This is a genomic window from Halorubrum ejinorense, from assembly GCF_039522565.1.
Classification (GTDB): domain Archaea; phylum Halobacteriota; class Halobacteria; order Halobacteriales; family Haloferacaceae; genus Halorubrum; species Halorubrum ejinorense.
Window position 1 is genome coordinate 77,518 of the sequence record NZ_BAAADQ010000012.1, and the last position, 24,979, is coordinate 102,496.

Here is a 24,979-nt window from a genome sequence, read left to right on the forward strand (position 1 = left end):
CCCCTGCAGTGGGAATTTTTAATCCGCTGTTGGGCGTTGGGGCCGACGATGTCCGAGAAAACCGCCATCGTTTGCGGGACGCTGATCGACGGGCTCTCCGACGAGCCGAGGAGCGACGCCGTGGTCGTCTGCGAGGGCGACCGGATCGTTGAAGTCACGCCCCAGGAGGAGTTCGACGCCGACGGCGCGGAGGTCATCTACCACTCGGGCAAGACTGTACTGCCGGGGCTGATCGACGCCCACCTCCACCTCAAGGGGTGGCCCTCGATGGACCAGTCCGACTACCTGAGCTACGATGTCGCCGCGGGGGCCGCCCGTGCGACGGTCCACCTCGAACGACTGCTCGAGGCCGGGTTCACGACGGTCCGGGACGTGGACTCTCGGACCGGACTCGGCCTGCGAACCGCCGTCGAGGAGGGCGCGATCCGGGGCCCAGAGATCCACACCAGCCACCGCGCGATTTACCAGACCGGGGGCCACGGCGACGCCCACTTCCTCCCCTATGAGTGGGTCACGGAGTGGAACCCTTACGACCCTGCCCTCTGTGACGGGGCCGACGAGTGCCGGAAGGAGGCCCGCAAGCGGATCCGTGATGGCGTCGACCTGATCAAGATCGGCACCACTGGGGGCGTGCTTTCGGAGAAGGACCACCCCGGCCAGAGCCAGATGACCGACGACGAGATCACCGCTGTCACCCAGGAAGCCCACCGGGTCGGGATCCCGGTCGCCGCCCACGCCCAGGGTGCCGAGGGGATCAAAAACGCCCTCAGGAACGGGGTCGACACGATCGAACACGGCATCTACATCGACGACGAGGGGATCGAGATGCTGCTGGAGACCGACGGCGTCCTAGTCCCCACCCTGGCCATCGTCGACCGGATCTGCGAGCACGGGGCCGACCACGGAATCCCCGAGTTCGGCCTAGAGAAGGCCCGAGAGGCCAGAGAGGCCCACTTCGATGCCGTCCGGCGGGCCGACGACGCCGGCGTCACCATCGCCTTGGGGACGGACTTCGTCGGGCCCGACCTAGTCCCCCACGGCGAGAACGCCGACGAGGCGGTACTTTACGTCGAAGAGTGCGGCATGGACCCGATGGACGCGATCAAGGTGGCGACGAGCGAGGCCGCCAGGGCCCTCAAGAAGCAGGACGTCGGGGTGATCGAGCCCGGCCGGGCGGCGAACATAATCGTTCTGGAGGCGAACCCGCTGTCAGACATCCGCGCCCTCACCGACTCCGTCGGGACGGTTTACAAGCACGGCGAGCGAGTCGTCGGGTGATACGGAGACTCCCCCCGGAACCTTCGCTCGCGGATGGACACCCACCGGGAGGACCCGGCGGACCGACAGGGGACTCACCAAGTGACGATGTTCGATTCCAGGTCCCGGCCCCAGTAGTTGAGCAGTTCGGTGCCTGAATCGGTCACGACGACGGGGTCGGAGTGGCGAAACCCGCCCAGGTCCTCGACGTATATCCCCGGTTCGACGGTGAAGACGTGGCCCGGTTCCATCGTCGCCTCGCTCCCGCGGTCGACGTAGGGGGGCTCGTGGGTCACCATCCCCAGGCCGTGGCCGACGTGGTGGAAAGCCAGGTCCTCGACGCCTTGTTCGACCATGTAGTCCCAGACCGCCTGAGCGACGGTGCTGTATTCGACGCCCGGGCCCGCGGTCCTGATGGCGGTGGTCTGGGCTTCGAGCATCACCTCGAAGTAGTGGCGTTGCTCGTCGTCGGGGTCGCCGACAAACATCGTCCGCTCGATCTCCGAGAGGTAGCCGTCGACGTCCGCCTCGGCAGCGGTGATGATCGTATCGCCCTCCCGGAGCTTCTGGTTGGCCGGGTATGGGTGGGGTTCGGCCGTCTGTTCGCCGCTGTGCATCCCCGTGTGGGTCGGACCCTCGAAGTAGATCCCCGTCCTCGGCACATACCGGGTCCCCAGCGTGTCGAACATCGCCCGCGAGGCCTCCATCGACGCCCGCTGGCTGACTGTGCCTTGTCTTGCCCCTGGTTTTATCTTGTCGGCGAGGTACCGGTGGGCGAGGTGTGCCCACTTCGAAGCCTCCCGCATGACGGCGAGTTCGGCGTCGGACTTCTCCCTGCGTAGCCAATCGATCCAGGACTGCCCCTCCACGTCGACGAAATCCGAGAGCGCCGGTCCTTGGTAGCCCATCACGCCGGGCGCGCCGTCCATATCGGCGGCCACCCGCTCGACGCCGAGGTCCTCGAGCATCACGACCGCCGTGGCGATGGGGTCGCCGCCAGGGTAGTCGAAGTAGTGGTACGCCTCGTCGATCAGGGGGTTGTCCCGGACACGGATGTGCTCTAGTTTCGGGACGGTGATCCTGACCTCGTCGGCGGTGACCGCGAGCACGACCGGGCGCTCGGTCTGAGCGTGGTAGAAGTGCGTGAGGTACTCGATGCTGCGGGCGCCGAACCAGACGCCGGCGTCCGCGTCGGTTTCACCGATCCAATCGCGAACCGCGGACAGGCGACGCTCGAACTCCGATCGTGGGAGTGAGGGACTGGCTTGCATTGTCGACACCGTCCTCTCCAAGAGGAGCAGGAAAAACGTTGGTACACGGCTGAGGCTCCAACCTGCCCCACAGGCGACGGGACAGGCGCGACCGCAGTCAGCGACGAGCCCCCCTGACCCCCGGTCGTCGACACCCCGAGCAGAATCTCGATGGCCCGCGCAACACCGTTTGGTTTCACCAAACAAATTAGGGAGAACCGGTCGGAGACGAGATGTCCGTGAGTCCGGGTCTTACGGTGACCTGCCGCTCCGGGAGTCCCGGGCGACCCGACCGCTTCGTTCCCCGGGCACAGCGCTTGGGGAATCTCAGAAAGGATACGTTTGGTATCGTAAAATTTTCATGTTGCTGTTTGACACACCTCCATATCGGCCACAGAGTTCCCAGATATAGGTTCTGCCTGCCGAACTGGGATCTGAAAGCTCAACGTATCTCGGGTCGATCACCCAAATCTGTTACACCAGGCGAAACAATTTTTATATAGCAATATACTAGAATGTGTAACGTAGTATGAAAAAATCAAAAAACACCGTCCGTTCCAGCGAAAAGACGCTACGGATCCTGGAGGCGATCCACGAACTGGAAGGCGGTGGGGTGACCGAGATTGCCGACCACCTCGGGATGAGCAAGGCGACGGCTCACCACCACCTGAGTACGCTTGAGGACAACGAGTACATCATCAAAGACGGTTCGACCTACCGGTCGGGACTTCGATTGCTGGAGATGGGGGAACAGTCACGGCGACAGACCGGCGTGTTCGACATCGCGAAAGGCGAGATCGACAGCCTAGCCAACAATACGGGGGAGTTGGCCAACCTAATGATCGAAGAACACGGCCGGGGGGTCTACGTCTACATCGCTGCAGGGGAAGAGGCCGTCCACCTCGACACCAAGGTGGGGACGCGGCAGTACCTTCACACCTCCGCGCTTGGGAAGTCGATCCTCGCCCACATGCCCAAGGAGCGCTTCGAGGAGGTGATCGACAGACACGGCCTCCCCACAAAGACGCCAAACACCGTCACCGACAAGGACACCCTCGAGGGCGAACTCGAGGAGATTCGCAACCGGGGCGTGGCCTTCGACGGCGAGGAGCGGGCCGAGGGGATCAGGTGCGTCGCCGCTCCGATCACCGACAACGCTGGCAAGTTAATCGGGGCCGTCAGTGTCTCCGGGCCCTCGACCCGGATGAAGGGCGACCGGTTCCGCGAGGAGATCCCCGAGATGGTCCAAGACACGGCCACCGTCATCGGGATCAACGTCTCCTACTCGTAGCGGGGTTTGCCCTCGCAAAACGCCGTCGGGCTCGACGGCGACACCGATCGCCCGCCGCCTGTCTCGGAACCCCGTGCCGTAGAGGGAACTCGGGGAATCCGCGTAGTGAGTACCTCCGACGGCACCGGCGATGGGGGCCCCTAGGCCGCCGGATTTCGTCAAGCCAAATTTCTTGATGCGGTTCACACGACCGGGGACCCGGCACTCCACCCGGATCCGACGACAACCCGCGTTCCTTACAATTTAGGGAGCGTATCACGATCGCGTTAAGTTAAGCAAAAACGCAAGACAGCAAGAGTATTCCACGGCTTCGAGAAAACCAATTTATATACTCAAGACAGGTAGTTACTCCGGGAGAAACAAGATCTCAGTTCTCCTCCCCGTTGATCGTCAGAACACGATCAGCTACAACATTCTAGAACACTTCAGCAAAATCGCATGACAGCAGCCATTTTGATACTAAATTAACGCGACCCGTATCACAGGATTCTTGTCACACCGTTGGCCGCTCACTCCACCGGTCCCGAGACCGGCAATCCCCTATTGGGCCGGTCCGGATTCACTCAATATTCATCTATTCACGTTGTTCTCAGTCGGCGTCATCTCGATCACGGCGTATTACTGGGTCGTAGATCTGGTCCGTCACGCGCGGGCCGGCACATAACCCCGGAGTTCAACGCTGGAGCAACAGACAGAACACATACTTGAGTTGGTATACGTAAACATCATGCCACTGTTTGCGGTGGTCGTACTCATCGCGCGAATCAAACAGCGGTGTTCGATTTTGCGTAAACCGAAGCTACATATTTGCGTACACTCTGGGGCACGATAATGAGTGTCGCACGGCAGTATCAGTTCGTGTCGGGCGTGCTCGCGTGGACGCTTGCCGGACTCTTCGTGCTCGTCGCAACGGGGTGGCTCACGTACGAGCTGTTTTTCGTTGTCTCGCTCATCGGCGTGCTCATCGTCGTCGAGTTTACCTCGCCGATCCACGTCCGGCCGCCGTGGCGCAAGCGGGTTCGCTGGCTGATTCTCGTCGGAATCGCCGGGTTTCTCGTCGTGCTCGCGAGACGGACGGCCGCCGTGTTGCCGGCGGAGGTGATCTAACCGATGCGCGTGCGTGAGTACAAGTTGACGTATCCGCGGGTGGTGTTCGCCGCGGTTCTCCTCGTCACGCTGACGACGTTGGCCGTCGGGGTCGGAACCTCGGCGACGGCCTACGGGCCGTACAACTACGACTGGGACGGGACGAGCGATGTTCGCTCGGTCGCCGCGGACGCCGGTGCCGACGTCGAGATCGTGCGTTCTCCGGCAGGATATCGGGAGGCGAACGCCGAGAGCGCAACCGCATTCGTTCTCGAACCGACAGAGAGGTACTCTGACGCGGAGTCAGAGGCGGTGGCGTCGTTCCTCGACCGTGGCGGGACAGTCGTCGTCGCGGCCGAGGGCAACGGCGAGGCGAATCGACTGCTCGCGGCGCTCGGCGTCGAGTCGCGGTTCGACGGCCGACCGCTCCGAGACGAGCAGCGGTTCTACCGGAGTCCCGCGTTGCCGATCGGGACGCCCGTCCGCGAGACCTCCACCACGCGTAACGTCTCGGGAGTGACGCTCAATCACGGGACGACGGTGAACGCGTCGACGACCGGGACTGTGCTCGTGAACAGCTCCGCGTTCTCGTACCTCGACGCGAACGGCAACGATGAGCTCGACCCGGTGGAGCCGATTCGGGAGCGTCCGATAGTCGTCCGCGAGGACGTCGACGACGGCAGCGTGATCCTCGTCAGCGACGCGAGCGTCTTCATCAACGGGATGCTCGACCGGACGGACAACCGGCGGTTCGCAGCGAACCTCCTCGGCTCGTCGGATGCTCTGCTCGTCGACCAGCAGCGCAGGCCCGCGATTCCCGACGGGATCGCTTTCGTTTTGACGACCGCCGACTCGCCGCCTCGCCTGTTTGTAATCTCGACGTCGCTCATCGCCGTACTCGGCGTCGCATGGTGGAGAGTGACGACCGGCAACGATCGAGAAGAACCTGATCCGACCACTGCCGAACTGTACTCGGGGGGCACGGTCGAGGAAGCGATCGACGAGCGACAGCCGGACTGGGACGCCGAGCGGGTTGAACGCGTTGCGGGGGAGATCAAGACGGACGAGTCCGGACAGAATAGCTAGCGTGACAATGGCTCACTCGAACGCTACGACTGCTCAGCGCTGTCCGAGACAGTGATCCACAGGTGGGTTTCCCGGTAGGCCTCGTCTGTCGTCGGCGCCGACGGCGGGTCACCTTTGAACAGCATGAACGAGAGCCGTAGTCGTTCGCCGGACATCTCCGGGGTCACGTTCAGTTGGCTCTCCCACGTTTCCTCATCCGCCAGGGTGAGCCGCTGCCGAGACAACTCGACGCGGTCGTGAACCTGTGTCGAGTTGTTCACGACCGTAGCGTCTTGTAGCTCGACGACGAGCGAATACTCGACACTTTGGTGTTCGTAGTTACCGACGCCGACGACGAGCGACTTCGACTCACCGCTCACGAACTCGGTCGGGTAGTTGTCGGCGACCAACTCCCCGTCGTCCTGTTCTGTGACGAGATAGAGCTCGGTGAACGCATCTGCCTCCTTCGGCACGGCGATTGCGTATCCAGCACTCGTCACCGCCAGAAGTAGCGCTACGACAGTGACAACGGTTAGTAGCCGGTCCAAGTTGGACTCATGCCCAGAGAAGACGCCGGCGACCGACCGACTCCACTGACGATACGGCACCGAGAACCGTTCGTTCGCAGGAATCTGAATCCGACGGTACGCCGCGAAGCCGGACGCCGCGAGGGTTACCCCCGAAACCGAGATCAGGACCGGGGCCAGCCGAATCCCAAACGGGGTGAGATTCAACACTAGTCCGATGAGCGGCACGACCGCGATGCTCACGCCGAACGACAGCGCGGCTCGCTCAACGTACGTGAGTCCGGGGCGGACGGCCCGCTCGGACCCGTCCGTCTCCTCGCCGGCCTCGCCGTCGCTCACACCTGCTTCCGGGAACAGGACCGCGACGATTGCGTAGCCGGGAATGAACAGCACGAACGGAACGGTGAGTACGGAGCGGAGCCCCGTCGATCGGACCCCGGGAAGAGCGACGGCAGCGCACGTAAGTATTGTGACCAGAGTGATCGCGGTCAGGTCCCCCGGGAGCGAGACTTTTGAACCCGAAGCGCCGTCGACGTTGTCGTCGTCAGTCCTGCTGGCTCCGTCCGCGTCCGGCTCGGTGTCGTCGTCTCCGGTAATGGGGTCTCCGTTAGTCATGGGTATCCTCCGGTCGCTCGGGGCCCGGTGACGCGTCCGTGTTCGTCCCGGACTCGTCGCCATCGGTAACGAGGGGGACGGCGACGACCGCTGGGTCGGTCGAGGTCGGTTGGACCGCATCAGTTGGTAGGCCACCCGAGGAATCGCCATCGCGTCGGTATCGGTAGACCGTGAGTCCCCCGACGAGGATCGTAACGAGACCGACGGCTAAAGCGAGCGTGAGCGTTCGGGCGTCGATCAGAGCGCCTTCCCCGGGCGGCGTGAGCGCGGCGCTGACGGCCGCGGAGCTCAGGCTCGTGTCGCCGCCATTAAATTCGGCCCGAACCGATACTGCGCTCGATGCGTTCGTCGCGTTCGACAGTTCGACGGTCGCCTGATAGTTCCCGTCGGCGGCCGTCTGGACGGTCGAACGCCGTTCACCGTCGACCGACACGACGACCGCCTCCCCGCCAATGCCGGTCTCCGCGTCGGTCACCAGTCGGCCGGCGACGTTCACGACACCCTTGCTCCGGACCGCGGACAGCGTCAGCCGTGTCGGCGTCTCTTCGATCGTCAGTTCGGCGTCTTCGCTCACCGGTACCAGCGCAGTACCGGCGCGGCCGACGGAGACGGACAGCGTTCGCGTTCCTGCGGAGACGTTCGCCGGTAGTCGAGTGTCGAATCGATAGGTCCCGGTGTCGTCGGTCCGCGTCTCGGCCAACGCTCGCTCGCCGACCCGGAGGGAGACTGACGCGTTCGGAACGGGAACTCCGTCGACCGTGACCCCTCCGGCGGCGGTGACCGACGATCCGGCGCTCGCACGGACAGACGAAGACTCTATCGAGAGTGACGGCGTCGACTGCGTAATCCTCGTCGAGACGGTAGTCTGTGACGGGAGGTACAGTGCCGCATCACCGGGCGCGTAAGTGAGCGAGACTTGGGCCGGCCCCTCGTTCGCTGTGACGGGGCGATACGGCAGCACGAAGGTCCCGTCCGGTTCGATCGTGGTCGTGACGGTCTTCCCGTTCACACGGAACGAGACGTTTCCGCTCGGCGGGTCGGTTCCGGCCGCAGTCAGGCGACCGGTGAGACGAATCGGATCGGCGAACGACCCGCTGGGGCTGGCCTCGGCGGTCACTTCCGTCGCCGTGTACGTCGATTCAACGCGCGCCGCCGTTTGTCGCGTTCTGTCAGCTGTCGTGGCCGAGACGATACCGTTCGCAGTCTCGACCGAACCGTCCGTCGTCTCGCGCAGTTCCTCATACCGTGGGACGAGCGACCGTTCGATCCGACGGAGGTCGCCCGTGATGTTCTGTAAGTCGCGTGCGCGTCGCTGCGCGCGCTCGCGATCATCTGCTTCGACGGCACTCTCGTAGTCGGTTGCGACGCTCCGGTACGCCGAGAGCCGCTCGGCGTATCGCCCCTGTAACGCTGCTGTCTCTGCGAAGAGCGCCTGCCGCTGTTCGACGCGCTCGAGGTCGGCAGTGACCGCCGTCCGATACACTTCCATGTACAGCGCTAATTGCCGGTCGTATCCGGCCGCCAACAACTGCTGTGCGGCATCGTACTCTCCCGCCTCGATGCTGTCTGCGCTCTCCGACAGTCGATCGGTCAAGCCAGCGGAGAGACGTCGCTCAAGCGCCGACGGGTTTCCGGACTCTCTCTCCCTGTCCAAGCGCTCGTGCCGGATCTCGGTCGCATTCGGCCGGGGTCCCTCGGTCTGTGCTTCTGTCCGATCGATCTTAGCTCCCGTATCCGCCGTTCCGGCCGTTACGCCGACGACCGCCACAGCGAGTACGACACAACAGATGGCGAGGAGACGGCGGACGAGAGAGCGTGGCACACAGCACCGGTATCGATGTGTATTCTTATACTTTATCGTGTTTGGAGCGTGTTTAGTGAATGTTTAGTGTGTGGTATGTTCCATCAGTGTGTATACAACGTGATTTTGACGTATTTTCAGCAAAATAAGTACAAAATAGGACATTCTGTTATCCACACCAGTAGCTTCAATTAGCGACAGACACGTCCGTGCGCTAATGGAACCGCCACAACCGCAGGACAGCCTTCGTACTAAGCGTGATGGGCGTTCGACGGCTACAAACCGCTGGCCAGTGCCGAAAGATAGCCTGCTGGCCGACGGTCGAAACCCGCTAGCGAGTTACCGACGTATCGGGAGGAGAGCGTCGATGTCCGCCGTAACGCCGGCGGAAGCACTTGGCGTCCAGGAGACCGACGTGATGGCAGTCGAGCGTACCACGGAGTAGAGATGAGCGCACCCAATGCGAACAACGACGATGCGGAGGCAGTAGAACAGCTTAATCGAGGCGGTGATCCGACGACAACGCTACGATCAGCGAATACTGAAGAAACAAGAAAAGACGGACACGTACCGAGTGGTTCCACGGACGAAGCAGACTCGTTTAACGCCTCCGAGCGGATTACAGAGTTAGAAACGCTCGTCGACGTGCTAAAGGCAGAGAACGAGCGGTTACGAACGGATTACGCTCGGGCTCGCGCAGTTACTTACCGGGAAACCGCGTTGGCACTCGCAGTAATCGGCCTCGTAGCGGTGCTCGGAGGCGTGGCTCTTCCAGACGTCCGTGCGGTGTTGTTTGTCACTGGGGCCATCGGGCTGTTCGGCGGGACAATGACGTGGTACCTGACTCCTGAGCGGGTCGTACCAATCAGCGTGAGCGAGAGCGTATACGACGGCGCGATGACGACGCTAACCGATCTCAAAAGCGAACTCGGACTACAGCCAGTGACCGTGTACGTCCCCGTCGGTGATCAAACGCGAGGATTCATTCCGCGGGATAGCAGCTTCGAGACGCCAGAGAGCTTGTCGCACGTGTTCCCAGACGATGCGAGCGGATCAGAGGGGATAACCTTTACACCCACCGGCCAGCAGATGACGCGAGAGGTTGACGAAATTCGGACGACGCAGGCACCTGAGACAACGCTTGGCGCGGTCGAACAGGTCGCTGATTCACTCGTGGAACACTTCGAAGTGGCCGATCAGATAACGGTCGAGAAGAGCACAGTCGCTAGGGAAGTCATCATTTCTGTCGACGAGCCCGCCTTTGGTCCGCTGTCACGGCTTGACCATCCAATTGTCTCGGCGCTTGCGTGTGCTGCCGCACAAAGCGTGAATTCGCCGGTTACCGTCGACTCAATCGAAGACACGAAGGTTACACTGTCGGCAGGCGCAGAAACAAAAAAGTGAATCGAGAACGGCACTGTGCCGTCGTGGCTGATAAGGCGTGAAGGTAGCACAGGTTCAACTCAGTTCATCAGGCCTTCGAGTATCTCTAGTTCTTCGTCTTCTGTGATCTGATCAGAGTTCATACAGGCGTGAACGACTTTATGTAGTAGATCAGTATCACCGAGTGGAGGTTCCTCGTCGGCTTCACTCGAGTTGTCTAACTCCTGTTCCATAGTCGCCAGCTGCTGGGCGAGCTCATCTAACTGGTGTGACATCGCCTCGACCGTGTCACCCGACTCGGCCGCCATGCTGTCCGTAGTACCGTCTTGGTCGCTAGGCTCCGGATCCGAGGGGGCCGGACCGTCCACAACGCCGTCATTAGTGGTGTTGTGCGGATTCCGGGGAGCCGAGTCACTGACGCTAGGGTCGGCACTCGCGCTTGGCGCACCGTCGGTGACGACTTCTTTTCCGGCGTTTTGTGCGGCTACTGAATCGCCACCGTTGGCCGGACTCACGGAATCGCCAACGGTCAACTGCTCGTCAAACAGTTTGTCGACGAACGACCCGCGATCTGCCCAGTCAAATCCCGAGATAGCGTTGACACGGTTCGATACTGTGGCGCGGGAAATACTGAGCATATCCGCGATCTGGTCCTGCGTCGCGGTCGGCTCGTAGAAGATCGCTCGGAGCGTCTCGCGTTCCTTCTGCGTGAGGTCTTCGGGATCGGGAGTCGTGTCGTCGGCCGAGGAGACCGTATCGGTATCGTCAGCAGTCACCTCCTCCGCGTCGTTGTGTAGTTCAGGCTTTGATTCGGCTACTGAGCCGGCCGGCTCGGCGTCCGTGTCCGAGTCCATTGGTGGAGTATCGTCGGGCATATCGGTCAGCGATGACTCGTCAGGTTCTTGCTCAGCCGGAGGTTCTAGGTCGTCAGTCTGGTTAGTCTGCTCAGGTTCGGGATGGTCCTCGGGATCGTCCGTGGAATCAAGACTCTCATCCTCCATCGAAGCCGAGGTCGGTGACTCCGGCTGTGAGTCGTCTGCGTCCGAGTCGTCGGACGCCGCGGGGTCGCCGTACCGATCGAGGACGCGGTCGACATGGTCGGCTGAGGCGCTCGGAATTTCCTCGGCTATCTCCGCGAGTGACGCCCCTGGGTTCTCGGCGGCGGTTTCTAATATCCGTTTCTGTCGGATCGACTTGGGCTGAATTGAGGTGGATTCTGATTTGCTCATAATGTACTCCGTCTTGTTTCACTTCACAGTCATGAATTTCATACCAGATGTATAACTCTTTTTTCGTAACACTATAGACAGTATTCACAATATAAGGTATTAAGGAAGTATTACTATAAGACACATCAATATACCCGGTTAAGATTGAGTTATGGACACGATACAAGCTTATAACTAAAATATTTAAATAAGTTAGTTTGTTGATTCGGTAGAATGACTTATTGTTAACACTTTCAGCGACATGGAGTTGCGATTCCGTCCGATAGTAATAATTTGCCTCATCTATCAAGAACCGCCAGCGGCTCCGTGCCAGCCGTCCGCCAGCCTGCTAAAATAGCGGTGAGGACGCCCGCGAAGAGAGCAGTGAGAGAGCCTACAGCGAGTATCCATGGTGAGATACGAACTAACGTGTTGAACCCGAACAGGGACGCCGCGATGCTGTTCAGCAGTGTCGCGAACGGCACTGTGATCGCGATGCCCCCGACCGCCCCAAATATGCCGTAATAAACGCCCTGTGTGGCAATCACGCCGGCGACAACTTCGCGGGAGAGGCCGACGGCCCGGAGGGCGGCTATCGTGGTCTGCTCTTGGGCGACGAGCAGGGATAGCAGATTAGCAGAGAGCGCGACGCCGGCGACCACCGCAACCACGGTAAGGACGACACCGGCAGCAACGACCAAGATTCGGTTACCGATGATACTCTCTAGCTGTTCTGCGTTCGTCCGGACCGTATATTCCGGATACTCGGCCTGTACCGTCCGCTTGATATCGGCGGCATCGGTGTCGTCGGCGACATCGATCGTAAGCATCGACGCGCGATCGGTGTGTGCGTTTCCGGTCATCGCCTGTAACTCGGCGAGCGGCAACGCGGCGGTGTCGGCGCCGAGAAAGCGTGAGAACGTCGGCGATGTCCCGACAACGGTGTACCGCGTTTGCCTCGCGTCGCTGGTCGTGCCGCCGACATAAACTGTCTCACCGACAGCGACGCCGAGGGTAGACCGAATCCCGTCGCCGAGGACGATCTTTTGCGACGCAGTCCCGTTGTACCCGCCGTCGTTGTAGAATCCGTTGTCCCGACCGAACCCGTCGCCACCCCGTACCTGAAACCCCGCACTGGAGGTTGCGCCGACGCCAACGACCGTCCGAAGGGAGTTCGGCGAAGCGCCGACGTAGATCGTCTGAAACAGCAACGGCGACGCGGTCTCAATCCCCGGCGACGACGCGAGTCGCCGACTGGTTGCGTGCGCGTCGACGATTCCGCCTTGGAACCCACCAACGGTCCCGGGAGCAATGCGCAGCGGGCCCCCCGAGACCCAGAGATCACGGTCTGCCGACTCGAACTTCTGTTGGCCGGTCTCGACGACGCCGACGCCGAGGCTCCCGAGCATCGTCACGGCCACCACCGCGAGCGACACAGCGCAGACCGCGAGCACCGTCCGGGCTCGATCACGCCGGACGCGGACCGCAGCAAGCCCGATGACCGCGCGGAAACGGTCGAACATCTATGCGCTCAACCCCGCTTTCGCCGTCTCCCTGCTGGTCAGCCACAGCACGTACGGACCGGTTATGACGACGACACCGGCGGACACGACGAGTCCGGCGAGCGCAACCTCCGGACTGAAGACGGCCACGGTCGTCTCGTCGACGTACCGATCGACGCCGGCGTTCGCTACGGCGATAGCGATCCGCCCGAGCCCGATTCCTGTCAGGCCCCCAGCTAGGGCGACGAGACCGGTCCGGACGAGGACGACGATAGCCCTGCTGGAGGCGCTGAATCCGAGGGCCGATAGCGTTGCCCAGAGCCGTCGGTCGCGACGAATTTCCAGCCCGGTGGTGGTGGCGACGAACAGCGAGCCGACGACAAGAGAGACGACGAAGCCGGCGCCGCCGACGGCGAGCGCGAGGTCGCCGTCGGTGCCGACGCCGGAGGCTGACGACCGCGCGACGACCTCGGTCCGGTCGTACAAGGTCTCGAGATCGTCCCGGACGGCAGGTGACTCGGCTGCGACGACCAGTTGATCCGCGGTGTCCCGTCCCGTGTCACCCGTCGCTGTCTGGAGCTCTGAGAGGTGAACGAGTGCGACCGGGACGCTGTCGAAGGCCGGCGTACTGGCCACACTGACGTTGGTCACTGTCATTCGTGCCGTCTCCCGACCGGCGCCGCTGGGGCTTTCCAACAGCACTCGTTCACCCACTGTTGTGCCGAGGAGATCGGCAGTCCCGGTCGAAACGACCATCTCGTTCGTCTTCGGGCCACCGTACGTCCCGTTTGCGTAGTGCGGGTCTCCGGGCGTCAGCGGTTCGGAACTGAGCCCACCGGCCCGCAGACCCGGATGCGCAACGACGCCGAACACGAGGACGTGCTCCGTCGTGTTCCCGTGAGTCAGCTCCGCGAGTGTGACTGCGACGGGCGACGCGTACCGGACGTCGTCGCGCTCACCGAGTCGGGCGCCCACCTCGTGAACACCCCCCAGTTGCGGTCCGCCGACAGACACCGGTAAGGTGGCGCTGGATTCGGATTCGGGGACGATCCGGTAGTCCGCGTTCGATCCGACGGCCGCATCCCCTGTCGCGAGGCCGATACCGATCCCGGCGACGAGGACGAACAGCCCGACAGCGAGCGCGACGCCGAGGATGGAGTACGCGATACGACGCGGTGCGGTGTGGCGGAGTCGCTGAATTACCATTGCCACCCCGAGCTCGACGCCCCCACGGAGGCGGGCGGATCGCTCACCCATCGGTTCGACCTCCGTCCCGCAGCGTGATCACCTTGTCCGCAATGTCGAGTGCCTTGCGGTCGTGCGACGCGAGGACGATCGCCGTGTCCCGGGCGGCCGCCTCGGTGAATAACGAGAGGATCCGGTCGCCCGTCGCGGTGTCGAGCTCGCCGGTGGGCTCATCGGCGACGAGCAGCGAGGGCTCCGTGATCAGGGCTCTGGCGACGGCGACGCGCTGTTGTTCGCCGCCGCTGAGCTGGCGCGGCGTGTGCGTCGTGCGGGACGCAAGCCCGACGCTGTCGAGCAATCGTTCGGCGTGCTCGCGTCGCTCTCGCTTCGGGACGCCCAGTTCGACGAGTGGCAGCGCGACGTTCGCCCGCGCCGACAACGACGGAAACAGGTGGAACCGCTGAAAGACGATGCCGACGTCCTCGAGACGAAGCCGGGTTCGCTCCCGTCGAGAGAGGTCGGCGGTGTCCGCACCGCACACCGACACCGTACCGTGGGTCGGGACGTCGAGCGCCGCGAGGAGGTGGAGGAGGGTTGATTTCCCGCTGCCGCTCGGCCCCTCGATACCGACGACCTCACCGCGGGACACGGATAACGACACGTCCTCAACCGCTGTCGTTGCCGGCCGCTCACCGTCGTCGCGAAGCCGGTCAACCAGTCGCGCCCCGCCGGTGCCTCGATACGTGCGCGTGACGTGTTCGCACCGAATGACCGATTCGGCCGTCGTCTCTTGTGACATAGTTACCGAACGCCTCGACACCGTTCCATCCGGAGGTGTTTCGCCGCAAGACGTGTGAGGTGCGTGATTGTCCCGGCGTTTGTCCACTGTGTGTCGCGTGACTGGCGTCGTGAGAGCGCAGGATCTCTCCGAGAGCGTCCGATCCGCCAGCCCCGTCGACCAGAGAGAGCGGCGCGGATCATACGCCTCCGTACCGACGGTAATACGCGATCCCGACGACGGCGATGACTGCCAGCACAGCGAGGAGAATGGCTCCCCGGCCGCCGAGATCGATACCCGCCTCCTCGGTGGCGGGCGCGTCGTCGTTCGACTCCGCAGTAGTGGTGTTCTCATCGTCGTTCGAGGGAGCGGTCTCGTTCGGGGGATCGGCCGAGCCCGACGGCTCCTGATCGGCCTCGGGGACGCTCACCGTGACGCTCCCGACAGTCGCCTTCTCGATGCTGACGTTGTACGTCCCAGCCGTCGCGCCGAACGAGTGTGTGAATCGAAGCGTCCGCCGCTCACCGGCGGGGACCCGGACCGTTCGGTTGTCCACGGATCGGTTGTCTACAAGGAGGGCCTCGGTGAAATTCCCCGGGCCCGTTCCGTGATTCGTTACCGTCGCGTTTACCGCGACCGATTCGTTGGCGAGGACCGCAGTCCGGTTGAGCGACGTCTCGTTGAGTTCGAACCGCGGCCGCGCCGATCCGCTCTCGGCGATGGCGTACACCGACAGGCCCGGGGAGTCACCCACAAAGTGGTAGCCGTGTCTGGTCTCCTCGGCGAACCGGGTCGGGAGTTCGGTCCAGCCGTCGGCTTCGAGCCGGAAGAGTGCGACAGCGTCAGGGTCGATGCCTGCCTCGTCGAGCCGGCGCTCGCTCACGAGGAACGCGTAACTCGCGTTCGAGACGCTGTCAGCTGGCATCGAGTGGTCGATGACGACGTAGCCGATCTGCTTGTCTGCGGAAACTGGCGGAACGCCCGCCTGGTCCGGCGTCGACACCGAGAGGTCGCCCTCGAGATCGCGAGTGAAGTTCGCCGTCACTCCGGTGACGACGTACCCGCTCTCGGCCAACTGGGAATCGTGGACGGGGATCGTCAGCCGGACCGGTTCGCCGGGCGTCGTCCCCGCGAGCGTCACCTCGACTGAATCTCGGGTCCGGGTTACCCTCGATCCGAACGCCGCGTTTTCGAGCTCGGGGCGGTCGTTGGAGACAGAGAAGCCGCCCCCCGAGTCGGACGCGACAGTGAGGGTTCCCGTCGCCGTCCGCAGGTCCGCCGTCCGATTGCCGTCGGTCGTGACCACCCAGCGGTACGAGCCCGCGGTCCAGTTGCCGCGCGTCGGGACCTGGACGGTCGTCTCGCCAGAGACGTTGCGTTCGGCGACGACCGACGCGTCGAGCCGGGTCCCGTCGCCGATAACCGTCGTTTTCGGCCCCTCAACGGCCGATTCGTTCCGGTTCACGAGGAAGTCGACGAGTTCACTCGCCGTCGTCTGCGAGAGCCGGCCGTCGCCGTATGTGATCCCCGTGACCGTCACCGGTCCCTCGACGGCCGTGTGGCCGTTGATCTCGTCGATAGAGTGCCCGACCGTCACGTTCGGCGGACCTGTCGATGCGGAGAATCGCTCGGTGACCGTCACGGCGGTCCGCGAGTTCACCCACGTCGGTTCGTGGTAGAGGGCGACTGAGACGTTCGTCTCGTTGGTCGCCGGGGCCACGGTCACGCTCGCGTTCGTCCCCGGGTCGACACGGGTCGACACGTCAGTGACAGTTGCTGCCTCACGCTCGACGATTGCTGTGTCGACGCCGACAACGGTTCCAGGGCCCTCGACAGAGAGGTCGCCGGCAGTCGCGGAGAAGTTGCCGCCCGTCGTGAGGAACACGACGTAATTCCCGGGGCGGTCGAACTGGACAGTGGCATCGATGCGACCGTCGGAATCGACGGTGCCTGAATCGGTGACGGCGTACGTCGCGTCGAGCCGATCCGAGTCAGGGTCGATGAGCGACCGGACCTCGTCGAGCGATCCGAACACCGGGCTCGGGGAATCGCTCGCAGAGGCGTTCACCCGTGCGATGACGAGTTGTGCGTCTTCGCCGGCGAATGCGCTCGTTCCGGCGCCGGTGACACTCTCGAACGACGCGTTAACGGTTCCCGGTTGATACATCGCGGTCGCCGTTCGGCGGGCGTCGAGCTGTCCCGTGTTCTCCGGCGTGTAGTCGACGGTTACCGCCCCGGTTGGAATCATCGTCGCGGCGTCGGTGTCGTCAATCCGGAACGGAAGGGGCGCCCGGTCCCAGACGGAGACGTTGTCGGTGACGTTGACGGTCGACACTGAGGCGGCGGCCACGCCCGGCCCAGTAGCGGCTGGCGGCCCCATGTCTGCGTCGGCGTCGACGGCGGCACCCCCGCTGGCTGCGACCGGTCCGGCGACCAGCGACAGACACAGCAGCGCGACGAAGACGGACAGCCGTCCGCGTCGGGGCGCGGTCGCACTCATTACCTCGACGGTCTCTTGTCACTGTCATATGTTTTATGCCTGAACTTCACAAAAACCGACCGTGAGCAGTTTCGATGCGGCCCGCGCGACCGGTTGCGGCCGCTCCGATAGACGGGTTCCCGTCATAAGTCAGCGGGCATGCCGAGAAGGAACCTACAGACAATGTACCGGACGCTACTGATCGGCTTCGTGATCGCCTGTCTCGTTATTGCCGGGGCAGGGAGCGCGGCGGACCACGCCGTGACGGTCGACGGGGCGATGGAGATTCCCGAGCGAACCATAAGCGTCGGCGGGGAGTCGTATCAGGTATCGTCGCTCATACGAGTGCCGCGCGGCGAAGTGCTGCGAGCACGGACGAACGGCGACGAGACGGGGTATCGGGTGTATCTCCACGACGCCCGCGGCAGCGTCGTCGACCAGCGGTACGTCGCGCCGTCAGCCGACGGGACGGTCGCCTTCGACACCTCGACGTACGATCCCGGCAGCTACGTGCTGTCATTGTACCACGACGGGACTTACTACGATCCACAACCGGTCGTGATCCCTGCGTACGACGTCAGCGTCGACACTCCCGGACCCGGTCGCGACGGCGACGAGATCAGCACCATCTCAGTCGACCTGACGGAGCGTGAACCCGGGCACACCGTCCAAGGGGTGACGGTCGTCGTTTCGAACGCATCGGCGACGCGGCGGTACCCAGCGTCACGTGTCGACGGCGAGTACGTCGTTTCGGCCGACGAGATACGGCTCGCACCGGGGACGTACTCGGTGTACGCGGTGGCCGGGAACGGGAACGACGCTCCGGGACCGACGAACGAGCTTATCGGGATTTCGGACAGCTCACAGATCGACCTGACGGAGGATACAGCAGGGGCTGAAGAGAACGCCTCCGCCGACGGCGGCGAAGAAAACGAACGGGTGAACGCTACTACGTCTTCGAACGCGACGCCACCCGGTCAGTCGGAGACGACGGTTATCAGCCCGAATCACTCGGCAAACGGAACGATCAAAGAGACATCTACTGACGACGAGGCCGGCGGCACGCCGTTCGCGCTCTTGTCGCTGGGGGTAATTATTGGGTATGTTGCGGTCCGAAGACCCTAAAAAGGGAGTGAGCGCCTCGCATTTCAGGCGCCGACAGTTCTGAACAAGCGGCCAGCGGATGTAAGCGGTACGTGGAGCGTGCTTACGTCGGCGTCGTCGCGTCCGAGATCGGCTCGGCCGTCGCTGACTCGCTGTCGATCACCCGTTGATAGATCGTCTCCGCCTGCGACGCGACCGCATCCCAATCGAACCGTTGCGCGCGGTTAACAGGGTCGGCGGGGGGGCTGTCGTCGTCGAGCGAACTCTCGAGCGTCGCGGCGAGCGCGTCCGCGTTTGGCGGCGTCAGAAACCCGGCGTCACCGATCACTTCGTCGGCTGCCGAGTCGGGGTGGTCGGCAGCGATGACCGAACAGTCAGCGGCCATCGCCTCCGCGAACGTGAGCCCGAACCCTTCGCGTGTGCTCGGAGAGGCGAACACGTCCGCCGCGCGCATGTGGCCCAGGACATCTTCGTACTCGTCGAGAAAGCCGAGGAACTCCACGGCGTCCGCGTTCGACAGCGACTCGCACTGGGATTCGAGCCGCTCTTTCTCGGGTCCGTCGCCGATGATCCCGAGGGAGAGATCGCGTCCCGCACAGACCCGGTCGAACGCCTCCAACAGGAGGTCGACATTCTTGTGTTCGATGAGCCGGCCGGCGAACAGCACGTCGTACCCCGCGTCGGGGCGCGGCGCCGTCCGTATCTGCTCGGTGTCGATGCCGTTCGGGACGACGGCGACGTCGTCGTAGCCTGGGCCGATCTCCGCGAGCCGGTCGGCCGTGATCCCCGAGATAGCGACCGGGTGCTGCGGGGTCCGTGCGGTCACGCGCTCGCTTACTTTGCCGAAGACGGCCAGCGAGCCGAGGTACTCCTCCCAGTAGTCCCCCCAGACCTCGTGCCAGGTTGTGACGAGGGGCGTTTCCGTGCCGAGGGCTGCGAGTTTGGTCGAGAGCACGGGAAAGTACGGGAAGACGCTAGCAACGACGATATCGTGTTCGCCGTTGCGAAGCCGCCGTCGGAGCGAGGGGAGTGCCCGCGCGGCGAAGTCGAGCGCCTCCGTGATCGACCGCTTGTCATCGCTGTACAGGTCCGCCTCGGGAGCGACCGCACGGAGCGTCATGCCGTTGTTCATGATCTCAGGTGGTCCGTCCCAGAAGTGGCGTCCGTAGACCGTCACGTCGTGGCCCCAGGCCGCGAGCCGCGACCCGATCTCGTGGATCCGCTTTTCAGCGCCGCCGGTGACGTACGGATACACGACGTTGGAGACGAAGGCGATATGCATCGACTCCGAGAGCGTGAGTCAGCCATTATGAACTTTCGTTTGTATGAAAAGATTTGCTCTCTGATCACCTGACGATCTGTGTAAACGCGGACCGTCGAACCGAACGTACGAGTCCGAACGCGACGGGCAACCGGATATCACCGTATCTTCTCCTGTATTTCAGTGAATTCCCACTCTTGTTCGCGGATACAGCAGTTGTAATTCCACTTTTACCACATTTAAACTAACAGTTGTATTCTCAGGGAGGCATAGACCCACCGACAGTTTAGGATTTGATCATTTACACTCGTAAAAGCGTAATAGTTATATTATCTATACTATCGGCACAGCCGCAATTTTACACAGATACAGGTGTAATGTATAACCATGAGGTTCGATGACAACAGTCAGATAGCGTATCAGTGTAAACGGTGGCGGGAGTCCCGTCGGGCACGTAACACATATACTGCCGCGTATGCTTCCCGAACACGATGCGCAAAGACCGCCCAAACGTTGTTCTACTGACCGCTGACGCGCTCCGCGCGGATCATCTCGGGTGCTACGGGTACCACCGCGACACCTCACCGGTGCTCGACGCGTTCGCGGACGAGAGCCTTCAGTATACGAACGCGTACAGCGCGAGCTCGCACACGCGAGAAGCGGTGCCGGCGCTGTTGACCGGAGAGTACCCCGACGTCGCCATCGGGTCGGACTACCGCCTCGCGACCGACACCGTGGCGTCGACGCTCTCCGAGGCGGGGTACGCGACCGCAGGTTTTCACTCGAACCCGTTCGTCTCGCGGGCATACGGGTTCGATCAGGGGTTCGACACCTTCGACGACGACCTTCATCTCGGTCAGCACAGGCTGATCGCGCTCGCGCAGCGCGCGGTCGACAAGCTGCGAAATCGACACTACGCCCGGGCCGACGAGATCAACGAACGGTCGCTTGAGTGGCTCGACGCCCAGACCGTCGACGAACCGTTCTTTCTGTGGAATCACTACATGGACACGCACGGCCCGTACGAACCGCCTGGCGAGTACGCAACGCGGTACGCGGACCGGGAGCTGAGCGGCCGCGAGGCCCAGTCGTTATACCAACGCGCGATCGACGACCCCGAGTCGATCACGGAGTCGGAACGCGAGCTGTTGATCGACCTGTACGACGCCGAAATCCGGTACAACGACGAACAGATCGGCGCGTTTCTCGACGCGCTGCGCGAGCGACTCCTCCTCGAGGAGACAATCGTGATCGTGTCGGCCGACCACGGCGACGCCTTCGGCGAGCACGGCTACTACGAACATCCGCGCTACCTCCACGACGAGATCACCCACGTGCCGTTGTTCGTCCGGCTCCCCGACGGAACGAGCGAGACCGTCGAGACGCCCGCGAGCACGCTCAACATCGTCGCGACGATCGAAGGGATAGTCGGCGACGAACTGGAGTTCTCGCTGTTAGATCCGCCGGACGAGGACCGACAGGTGTTCTCGCAGGCGCGCGGCGAAGACGATCACAGCCACCTCCGACGGTACGCACTTCGGACGCGCGAGGAGACCTGTTTCTGCGAGCGTGACACGGAGACCGGCGCGATCGAACACACCGCGTCGACGGACCCGTCGCTACGCTCGGCGTTGGAGGCGCACGTCGAGGAACGAGTGCGCATCGAGAACGGGACTGGTGGCGCGGGCAACGAAGATGGGGGCGACGCAGACGAGGACGACGCGGTCGGCGAGGAGATCGAACAACGGCTCGACGCGCTGGGGTACAAGTAGCACATGCCGGAGACGCTACGCGTCTGTCTCGTCTCGAAACAGTTCCCGCCCGGCGTCGGTGGCGGCGAAACGTACGCGGTCGAACTCGCGAACGGTCTCGGAGAGCGCGGGCACGACGTCGACGTGTACACGCAGTGGATCGACAGCCCCGACGAGGAGGCCGACGTCCACGAGAACGTAACGGTCAACCGAATCTGTAAAGCGCGGCGGAAGCTCGTCACTTTCGAGACGCTCTGGTTCAGTTACAAGGCGCGGCGGGTGATCGATTTCGAGGCGTACGATGTCGTTCACGGGACGATGATGCCCGCCTCGACGATCGGCGTGACGCCATTCAACGAGATCGAGACACCGGTCGTGTTGACGAGCCACGGGACCTCGCTCGGGGAGCAGGGAGCAGTCGCCCTAGAGACGCCGGCGGACTACCTACTGAAGTACTTTTTCCATCCGATGAACGTCGTTATGGACTACGTCGCGAGCCGGGACGCGGACCAGGTGATCGCGATCAGCGACCACGCGTACGAGCAGTTGACGACGAGCTATCAGTTGGACGAGGCAGACGTAGAAATGATCCCCCACGGGGTCGATACGGATTGGTTTTATCCGCGGGAGGAGCGGCATCCAGCCGTGACTGAAGAGAAAACGACATTGCTGTACGTCGGGCGGTTGGGGGCGAGAAAGGGGCTCGATCTGGCGTTGCGAGCGCTCGCGAAAGCCGACGTGCCGGAGTTCGAGTTCCTGATTGCCGGTACAGGACGTCACGAGGAGACTCTTCGAGAGTTGGCTCAGGAGTTAGAGATCAGCGAGCAAGTTCGGTTCCTCGGATACGTGCCGGACGATGAGCTTCCCGCGCTGTACTCGTCGGCAGACGTGTTCGTCCTTCCCTCGAAATACGAGGGATTCGGGCTCGTCGTGTTGGAAGCGGTTGCGTGTGGGACGCCCGTGATCGGAGCAGACGCCGGGGGGATTCCGACTGCGATCGACGAGGGGGAGACCGGAGAGACAGTTCAACGGGAGATAGAGTCGTTTGCTGAGGCACTCATTTCGGTCCAAATAGAGCGTGGTAGGTGGGCGGAGATACCCGTGCGATCCAATGAGGGTGTCGACTGTGATTCTTGGCTAGATATTTCAGCCACTGTAGAGGAGTTATACGAAGAATTACAAACGTATGAAGAGCGTAAATCACGACAACGGGTACACGCTGAGGAAGGATGATCCGGTGAAGGAGTTATCCTGAGATAGAATTATTATCTGTCGTAATGGATTTTGTCTCGTCCGGTCGTATAGACAGTGTTCGATTCGGTGTAGGACGGGAGGGGCTCATGCGAGTAGAAAATGAACCCAAGATGGCTTACCGTATTCACCCCAGTAACCGTGTCCGGTTCGCTGAGATACACGTATCCACTTGGTGACTCCACGGAGCTATCGATACCAACAGACTGGATATTAGCGTATCTGTCTCCCTCATAGAACACTGAGATGAATTTGCCGAGCGCTGTTCTGTGAACAGTTGCTCCATCGGGGAAGTGCCCTAAAATAAAGTTTGAAGCGATAACACTGTTACGCGAGGCCGTCGCACGATAGTAGGAGAACTGTTCCTGATTCGAACCGTCTTCAATGATTCGGTCACCGTCGATGATCGGTTGGGGAGAGACGTCGTGAGTCGCCGCCGCCGAGACAAATCCAGACGTGACTAACAAGAATATGACAATCAAGGTTAGCGCAGGTTTGGCTCCTATTCGTTTGACCCGAACCGATCTGAGAACCAGTATCGGGAACGGGGCAAGGATAATCATCACAAGTGCGAATAGTCGTCCGGGGCTCAGGATCTGCGGTCCAGCTGAAAGCGGGAAAAACAGGAACATCCCTACGGCGAGATGGACATAATTCGAGTCCTCGAGAACGTCATCCGAGAGACCGGGGAACACGTTCCGGTCTATCCAGTGCTGTATGTTGAGCAGGTAGGGAATTCCGTGACCGAAGTATCGAAGATACACGAGACTGATACCAATCGAGGTGAACACTCCGAGCAGGGCGTGCCCGATAAACAGGATTTCGTAAGATCCAGCGGGCATTCCGAACGCGCCCCCAGTCGCTTCGCCTGTCGCGATGTTTACCGAGCGAACGGCCGTGCTTTGCGGCGTAAAGAACAGCGAGCCGGAGATCTGCCTGTAGATGGAGTTGGCGATGAAACTGAACGTCCCATTCGTCAAGAACCCGTACCAAACGACGATCAGGGTTGTGAAGAACGCAACTCGTGTCAGCTGGAGCTCAGACGGTCGTTTTCCGTCTAGGAGAATCGATGCTAACACGTTCAATGAATACGCAACGACGAGAGCAAACACCACTAGTGGTCCAACTCCGTAGTGAGACGTGATCACACTCCAAAAGAAGGCGAGAACGAGGAGCCTCCGGAAGCGGTCCGGAAGGTCAGTGTTCAAAAGAGCGAGAAACAGGAACGAAGTAAAGAAGATTGCAGCACCTGTTCTGGTATTCCGACTGATTATCGTGTATGTCTGGGGAAGAATGATGTACAGTATGCCAGCTAAGAACGCGATGTCTTTCGAAAAGTATCGCGAAGCGAGAAGATAGGTAACGACTGGAACTATGGCGAACAACAGCGGATGAAAGAGTTTGAATGTCCATAGCAGACTTGTGTCAGTCAAGAGTGAGTAGGCGGGCTGAAGCACTCCAATCCGCGGCATTGCGTCTTTAGCCGCACCGGGGATCCAGTATCCGTTTTCAAGAACAGTATCTGCTATCACATACTCCGCCCGCCCATCGCCACGGTTGAGGTACGTCATAATGACCGTGTTCTGTAAAAGAAGGGCGAGTGAGACGGCTGCGATTGTCACCGGATAGTACTTTCCACGCTCGTCAAAGTAGTACACTAACACCGGAACACTCGCGGTACAAGCAATAGCGAGAAGTGTAAGCTGATTAAATCCATATTGGTTGATGAATACGGCGCCACTGACGGCGAGCGTCGGGACGAACATCAAGAGCAAGAGAATTCGTACATCGTAATCTGAGAGTCGATCGACGAGCGATTGGGTGTTAGCTTGTTCGGTAGCGGTCCAGACGAAGCCGGTCAACACTGCGGAGGCGGCGACGTAAATCATCGACATCGTCGGCTGGGTAAACGGAGCTAGATCGGTGGAAAATCCAAGATAAGCCGCGTTCGCCGAGGAACCAATGAACATCGAGAAGGCGACGCTGAATCCAACCGCGTAGAGGAAACCAGTGAGAGTGAACCGGTCTAGGACGTAGCTGACGAATAAGAAACCGGGAATGAATGAAAGGATCAGAAACCCGGTTACGCCTTGAATAATCGAGATACCTGGCAGGTTCACAGGAAGTAGCGTCAGCAAATGGAGCGAAAGCACAAACAGCGAGAACCGGACCGAATCCGGCATTA

18 protein-coding genes are annotated in these 24,979 nt (G+C 61.9%); 8 read left to right on the forward strand and 10 right to left on the reverse strand.

Annotated features, from left to right (window positions below):
* Window positions 1–48: 48 nt before the first annotated feature.
* Window positions 49–1,278 carry a metal-dependent hydrolase family protein gene (locus tag ABDZ89_RS10660; RefSeq protein WP_343778912.1) on the forward strand — a complete coding sequence of 410 codons (1,230 nt, stop codon included), beginning with the start codon at window positions 49–51 and terminating at the stop codon, window positions 1,276–1,278.
* A 74-nt stretch (window positions 1,279–1,352) separates the two neighbouring features.
* On the opposite strand, the gene ABDZ89_RS10665 is transcribed toward ABDZ89_RS10660, so the two are convergent.
* Window positions 1,353–2,528, reverse strand: a complete 1,176-nt coding sequence (locus tag ABDZ89_RS10665) for a M24 family metallopeptidase (RefSeq protein WP_343778962.1) — start codon at window positions 2,526–2,528, stop codon at window positions 1,353–1,355.
* Between the two features lie 508 nt (window positions 2,529–3,036).
* Between ABDZ89_RS10665 and ABDZ89_RS10670 the strand changes: the two genes are divergently transcribed.
* The 3 genes from ABDZ89_RS10670 (at window position 3,037) to ABDZ89_RS10680 (ending at window position 5,970) form a co-directional block, all read left to right on the forward strand.
* Entirely contained in the window at window positions 3,037–3,798 is a 762-nt protein-coding gene (locus ABDZ89_RS10670) for an IclR family transcriptional regulator (protein WP_343778914.1), read from the forward strand.
* Window positions 3,799–4,629: 831 nt separating this feature from the next.
* Window positions 4,630–4,905: a DUF8044 family membrane protein gene (locus tag ABDZ89_RS10675; RefSeq protein ID WP_343778916.1), complete on the forward strand. Its 276-nt coding sequence runs from the start codon at window positions 4,630–4,632 to the stop codon at window positions 4,903–4,905.
* A 3-nt stretch (window positions 4,906–4,908) separates the two neighbouring features.
* Window positions 4,909–5,970, forward strand: a complete 1,062-nt coding sequence (locus tag ABDZ89_RS10680) for a DUF4350 domain-containing protein (RefSeq protein WP_343778918.1) — start codon at window positions 4,909–4,911, stop codon at window positions 5,968–5,970.
* 23 nt (window positions 5,971–5,993) lie between these two features.
* Here the strand turns inward: ABDZ89_RS10680 and ABDZ89_RS10685 are convergent, their stop codons facing one another.
* Window positions 5,994–7,091 carry a DUF1616 domain-containing protein gene (locus tag ABDZ89_RS10685; RefSeq protein WP_343778920.1) on the reverse strand — a complete coding sequence of 366 codons (1,098 nt, stop codon included), beginning with the start codon at window positions 7,089–7,091 and terminating at the stop codon, window positions 5,994–5,996.
* Window positions 7,084–8,685 (reverse strand): hypothetical protein, encoded by a 1,602-nt coding sequence (locus ABDZ89_RS10690; RefSeq protein WP_343778922.1) that lies wholly within the window; start codon window positions 8,683–8,685, stop codon window positions 7,084–7,086. Before ABDZ89_RS10690 ends, ABDZ89_RS10685 begins: the two co-directional genes overlap by 8 nt.
* Window positions 8,686–9,339: 654 nt before the next feature.
* Here ABDZ89_RS10690 and ABDZ89_RS10695 point away from each other — a divergent pair.
* Entirely contained in the window at window positions 9,340–10,296 is a 957-nt protein-coding gene (locus ABDZ89_RS10695; RefSeq protein ID WP_343778924.1) for a DUF7982 domain-containing protein, read from the forward strand.
* Between the two features lie 59 nt (window positions 10,297–10,355).
* Here ABDZ89_RS10695 and ABDZ89_RS10700 read toward each other — a convergent pair whose 3' ends face one another.
* The 5 genes from ABDZ89_RS10700 to ABDZ89_RS10720 form a co-directional block, all read right to left on the reverse strand.
* On the reverse strand, window positions 10,356–11,504 hold the full coding sequence (locus tag ABDZ89_RS10700; RefSeq protein ID WP_343778926.1) for a winged helix-turn-helix transcriptional regulator: 1,149 nt from the start codon (window positions 11,502–11,504) through the stop codon (window positions 10,356–10,358).
* Window positions 11,505–11,782: 278 nt separating this feature from the next.
* Entirely contained in the window at window positions 11,783–13,006 is a 1,224-nt protein-coding gene (locus tag ABDZ89_RS10705) for an ABC transporter permease (protein WP_343778928.1), read from the reverse strand.
* Window positions 13,007–14,242, reverse strand: coding sequence for an ABC transporter permease (locus tag ABDZ89_RS10710; protein ID WP_343778930.1), 1,236 nt, complete (start codon window positions 14,240–14,242; stop codon window positions 13,007–13,009).
* A complete protein-coding gene (locus tag ABDZ89_RS10715; RefSeq protein WP_343778932.1) occupies window positions 14,235–14,969 on the reverse strand; it encodes an ABC transporter ATP-binding protein in 735 nt (244 codons plus the stop codon). Before ABDZ89_RS10715 ends, ABDZ89_RS10710 begins: the two co-directional genes overlap by 8 nt.
* Window positions 14,970–15,147: 178 nt before the next feature.
* Window positions 15,148–17,448 carry a PGF-pre-PGF domain-containing protein gene (locus ABDZ89_RS10720; protein ID WP_343778933.1) on the reverse strand — a complete coding sequence of 767 codons (2,301 nt, stop codon included), beginning with the start codon at window positions 17,446–17,448 and terminating at the stop codon, window positions 15,148–15,150.
* A 162-nt stretch (window positions 17,449–17,610) separates the two neighbouring features.
* On the opposite strand from ABDZ89_RS10720, the gene ABDZ89_RS10725 reads away from it, so the two are divergent.
* Window positions 17,611–18,552 (forward strand): hypothetical protein, encoded by a 942-nt coding sequence (locus ABDZ89_RS10725; protein WP_343778935.1) that lies wholly within the window; start codon window positions 17,611–17,613, stop codon window positions 18,550–18,552.
* 82 nt (window positions 18,553–18,634) lie between these two features.
* Here ABDZ89_RS10725 and ABDZ89_RS10730 read toward each other — a convergent pair whose 3' ends face one another.
* Window positions 18,635–19,813, reverse strand: coding sequence for a glycosyltransferase family 4 protein (locus ABDZ89_RS10730; protein WP_343778937.1), 1,179 nt, complete (start codon window positions 19,811–19,813; stop codon window positions 18,635–18,637).
* A gap of 470 nt (window positions 19,814–20,283) precedes the next feature.
* On the opposite strand from ABDZ89_RS10730, the gene ABDZ89_RS10735 reads away from it, so the two are divergent.
* Together ABDZ89_RS10735 and ABDZ89_RS10740 are read left to right on the forward strand one after the other, a co-directional pair.
* Window positions 20,284–21,564, forward strand: coding sequence for a sulfatase (locus ABDZ89_RS10735; protein ID WP_343778938.1), 1,281 nt, complete (start codon window positions 20,284–20,286; stop codon window positions 21,562–21,564).
* Between the two features lie 3 nt (window positions 21,565–21,567).
* Window positions 21,568–22,776 carry a glycosyltransferase family 4 protein gene (locus ABDZ89_RS10740; RefSeq protein WP_343778939.1) on the forward strand — a complete coding sequence of 403 codons (1,209 nt, stop codon included), beginning with the start codon at window positions 21,568–21,570 and terminating at the stop codon, window positions 22,774–22,776.
* A 32-nt stretch (window positions 22,777–22,808) separates the two neighbouring features.
* Here the strand turns inward: ABDZ89_RS10740 and ABDZ89_RS10745 are convergent, their stop codons facing one another.
* Entirely contained in the window at window positions 22,809–24,977 is a 2,169-nt protein-coding gene (locus ABDZ89_RS10745) for a DUF2206 domain-containing protein (protein WP_343778941.1), read from the reverse strand.
* Between the last annotated feature and the right edge of the window lie 2 nt (window positions 24,978–24,979).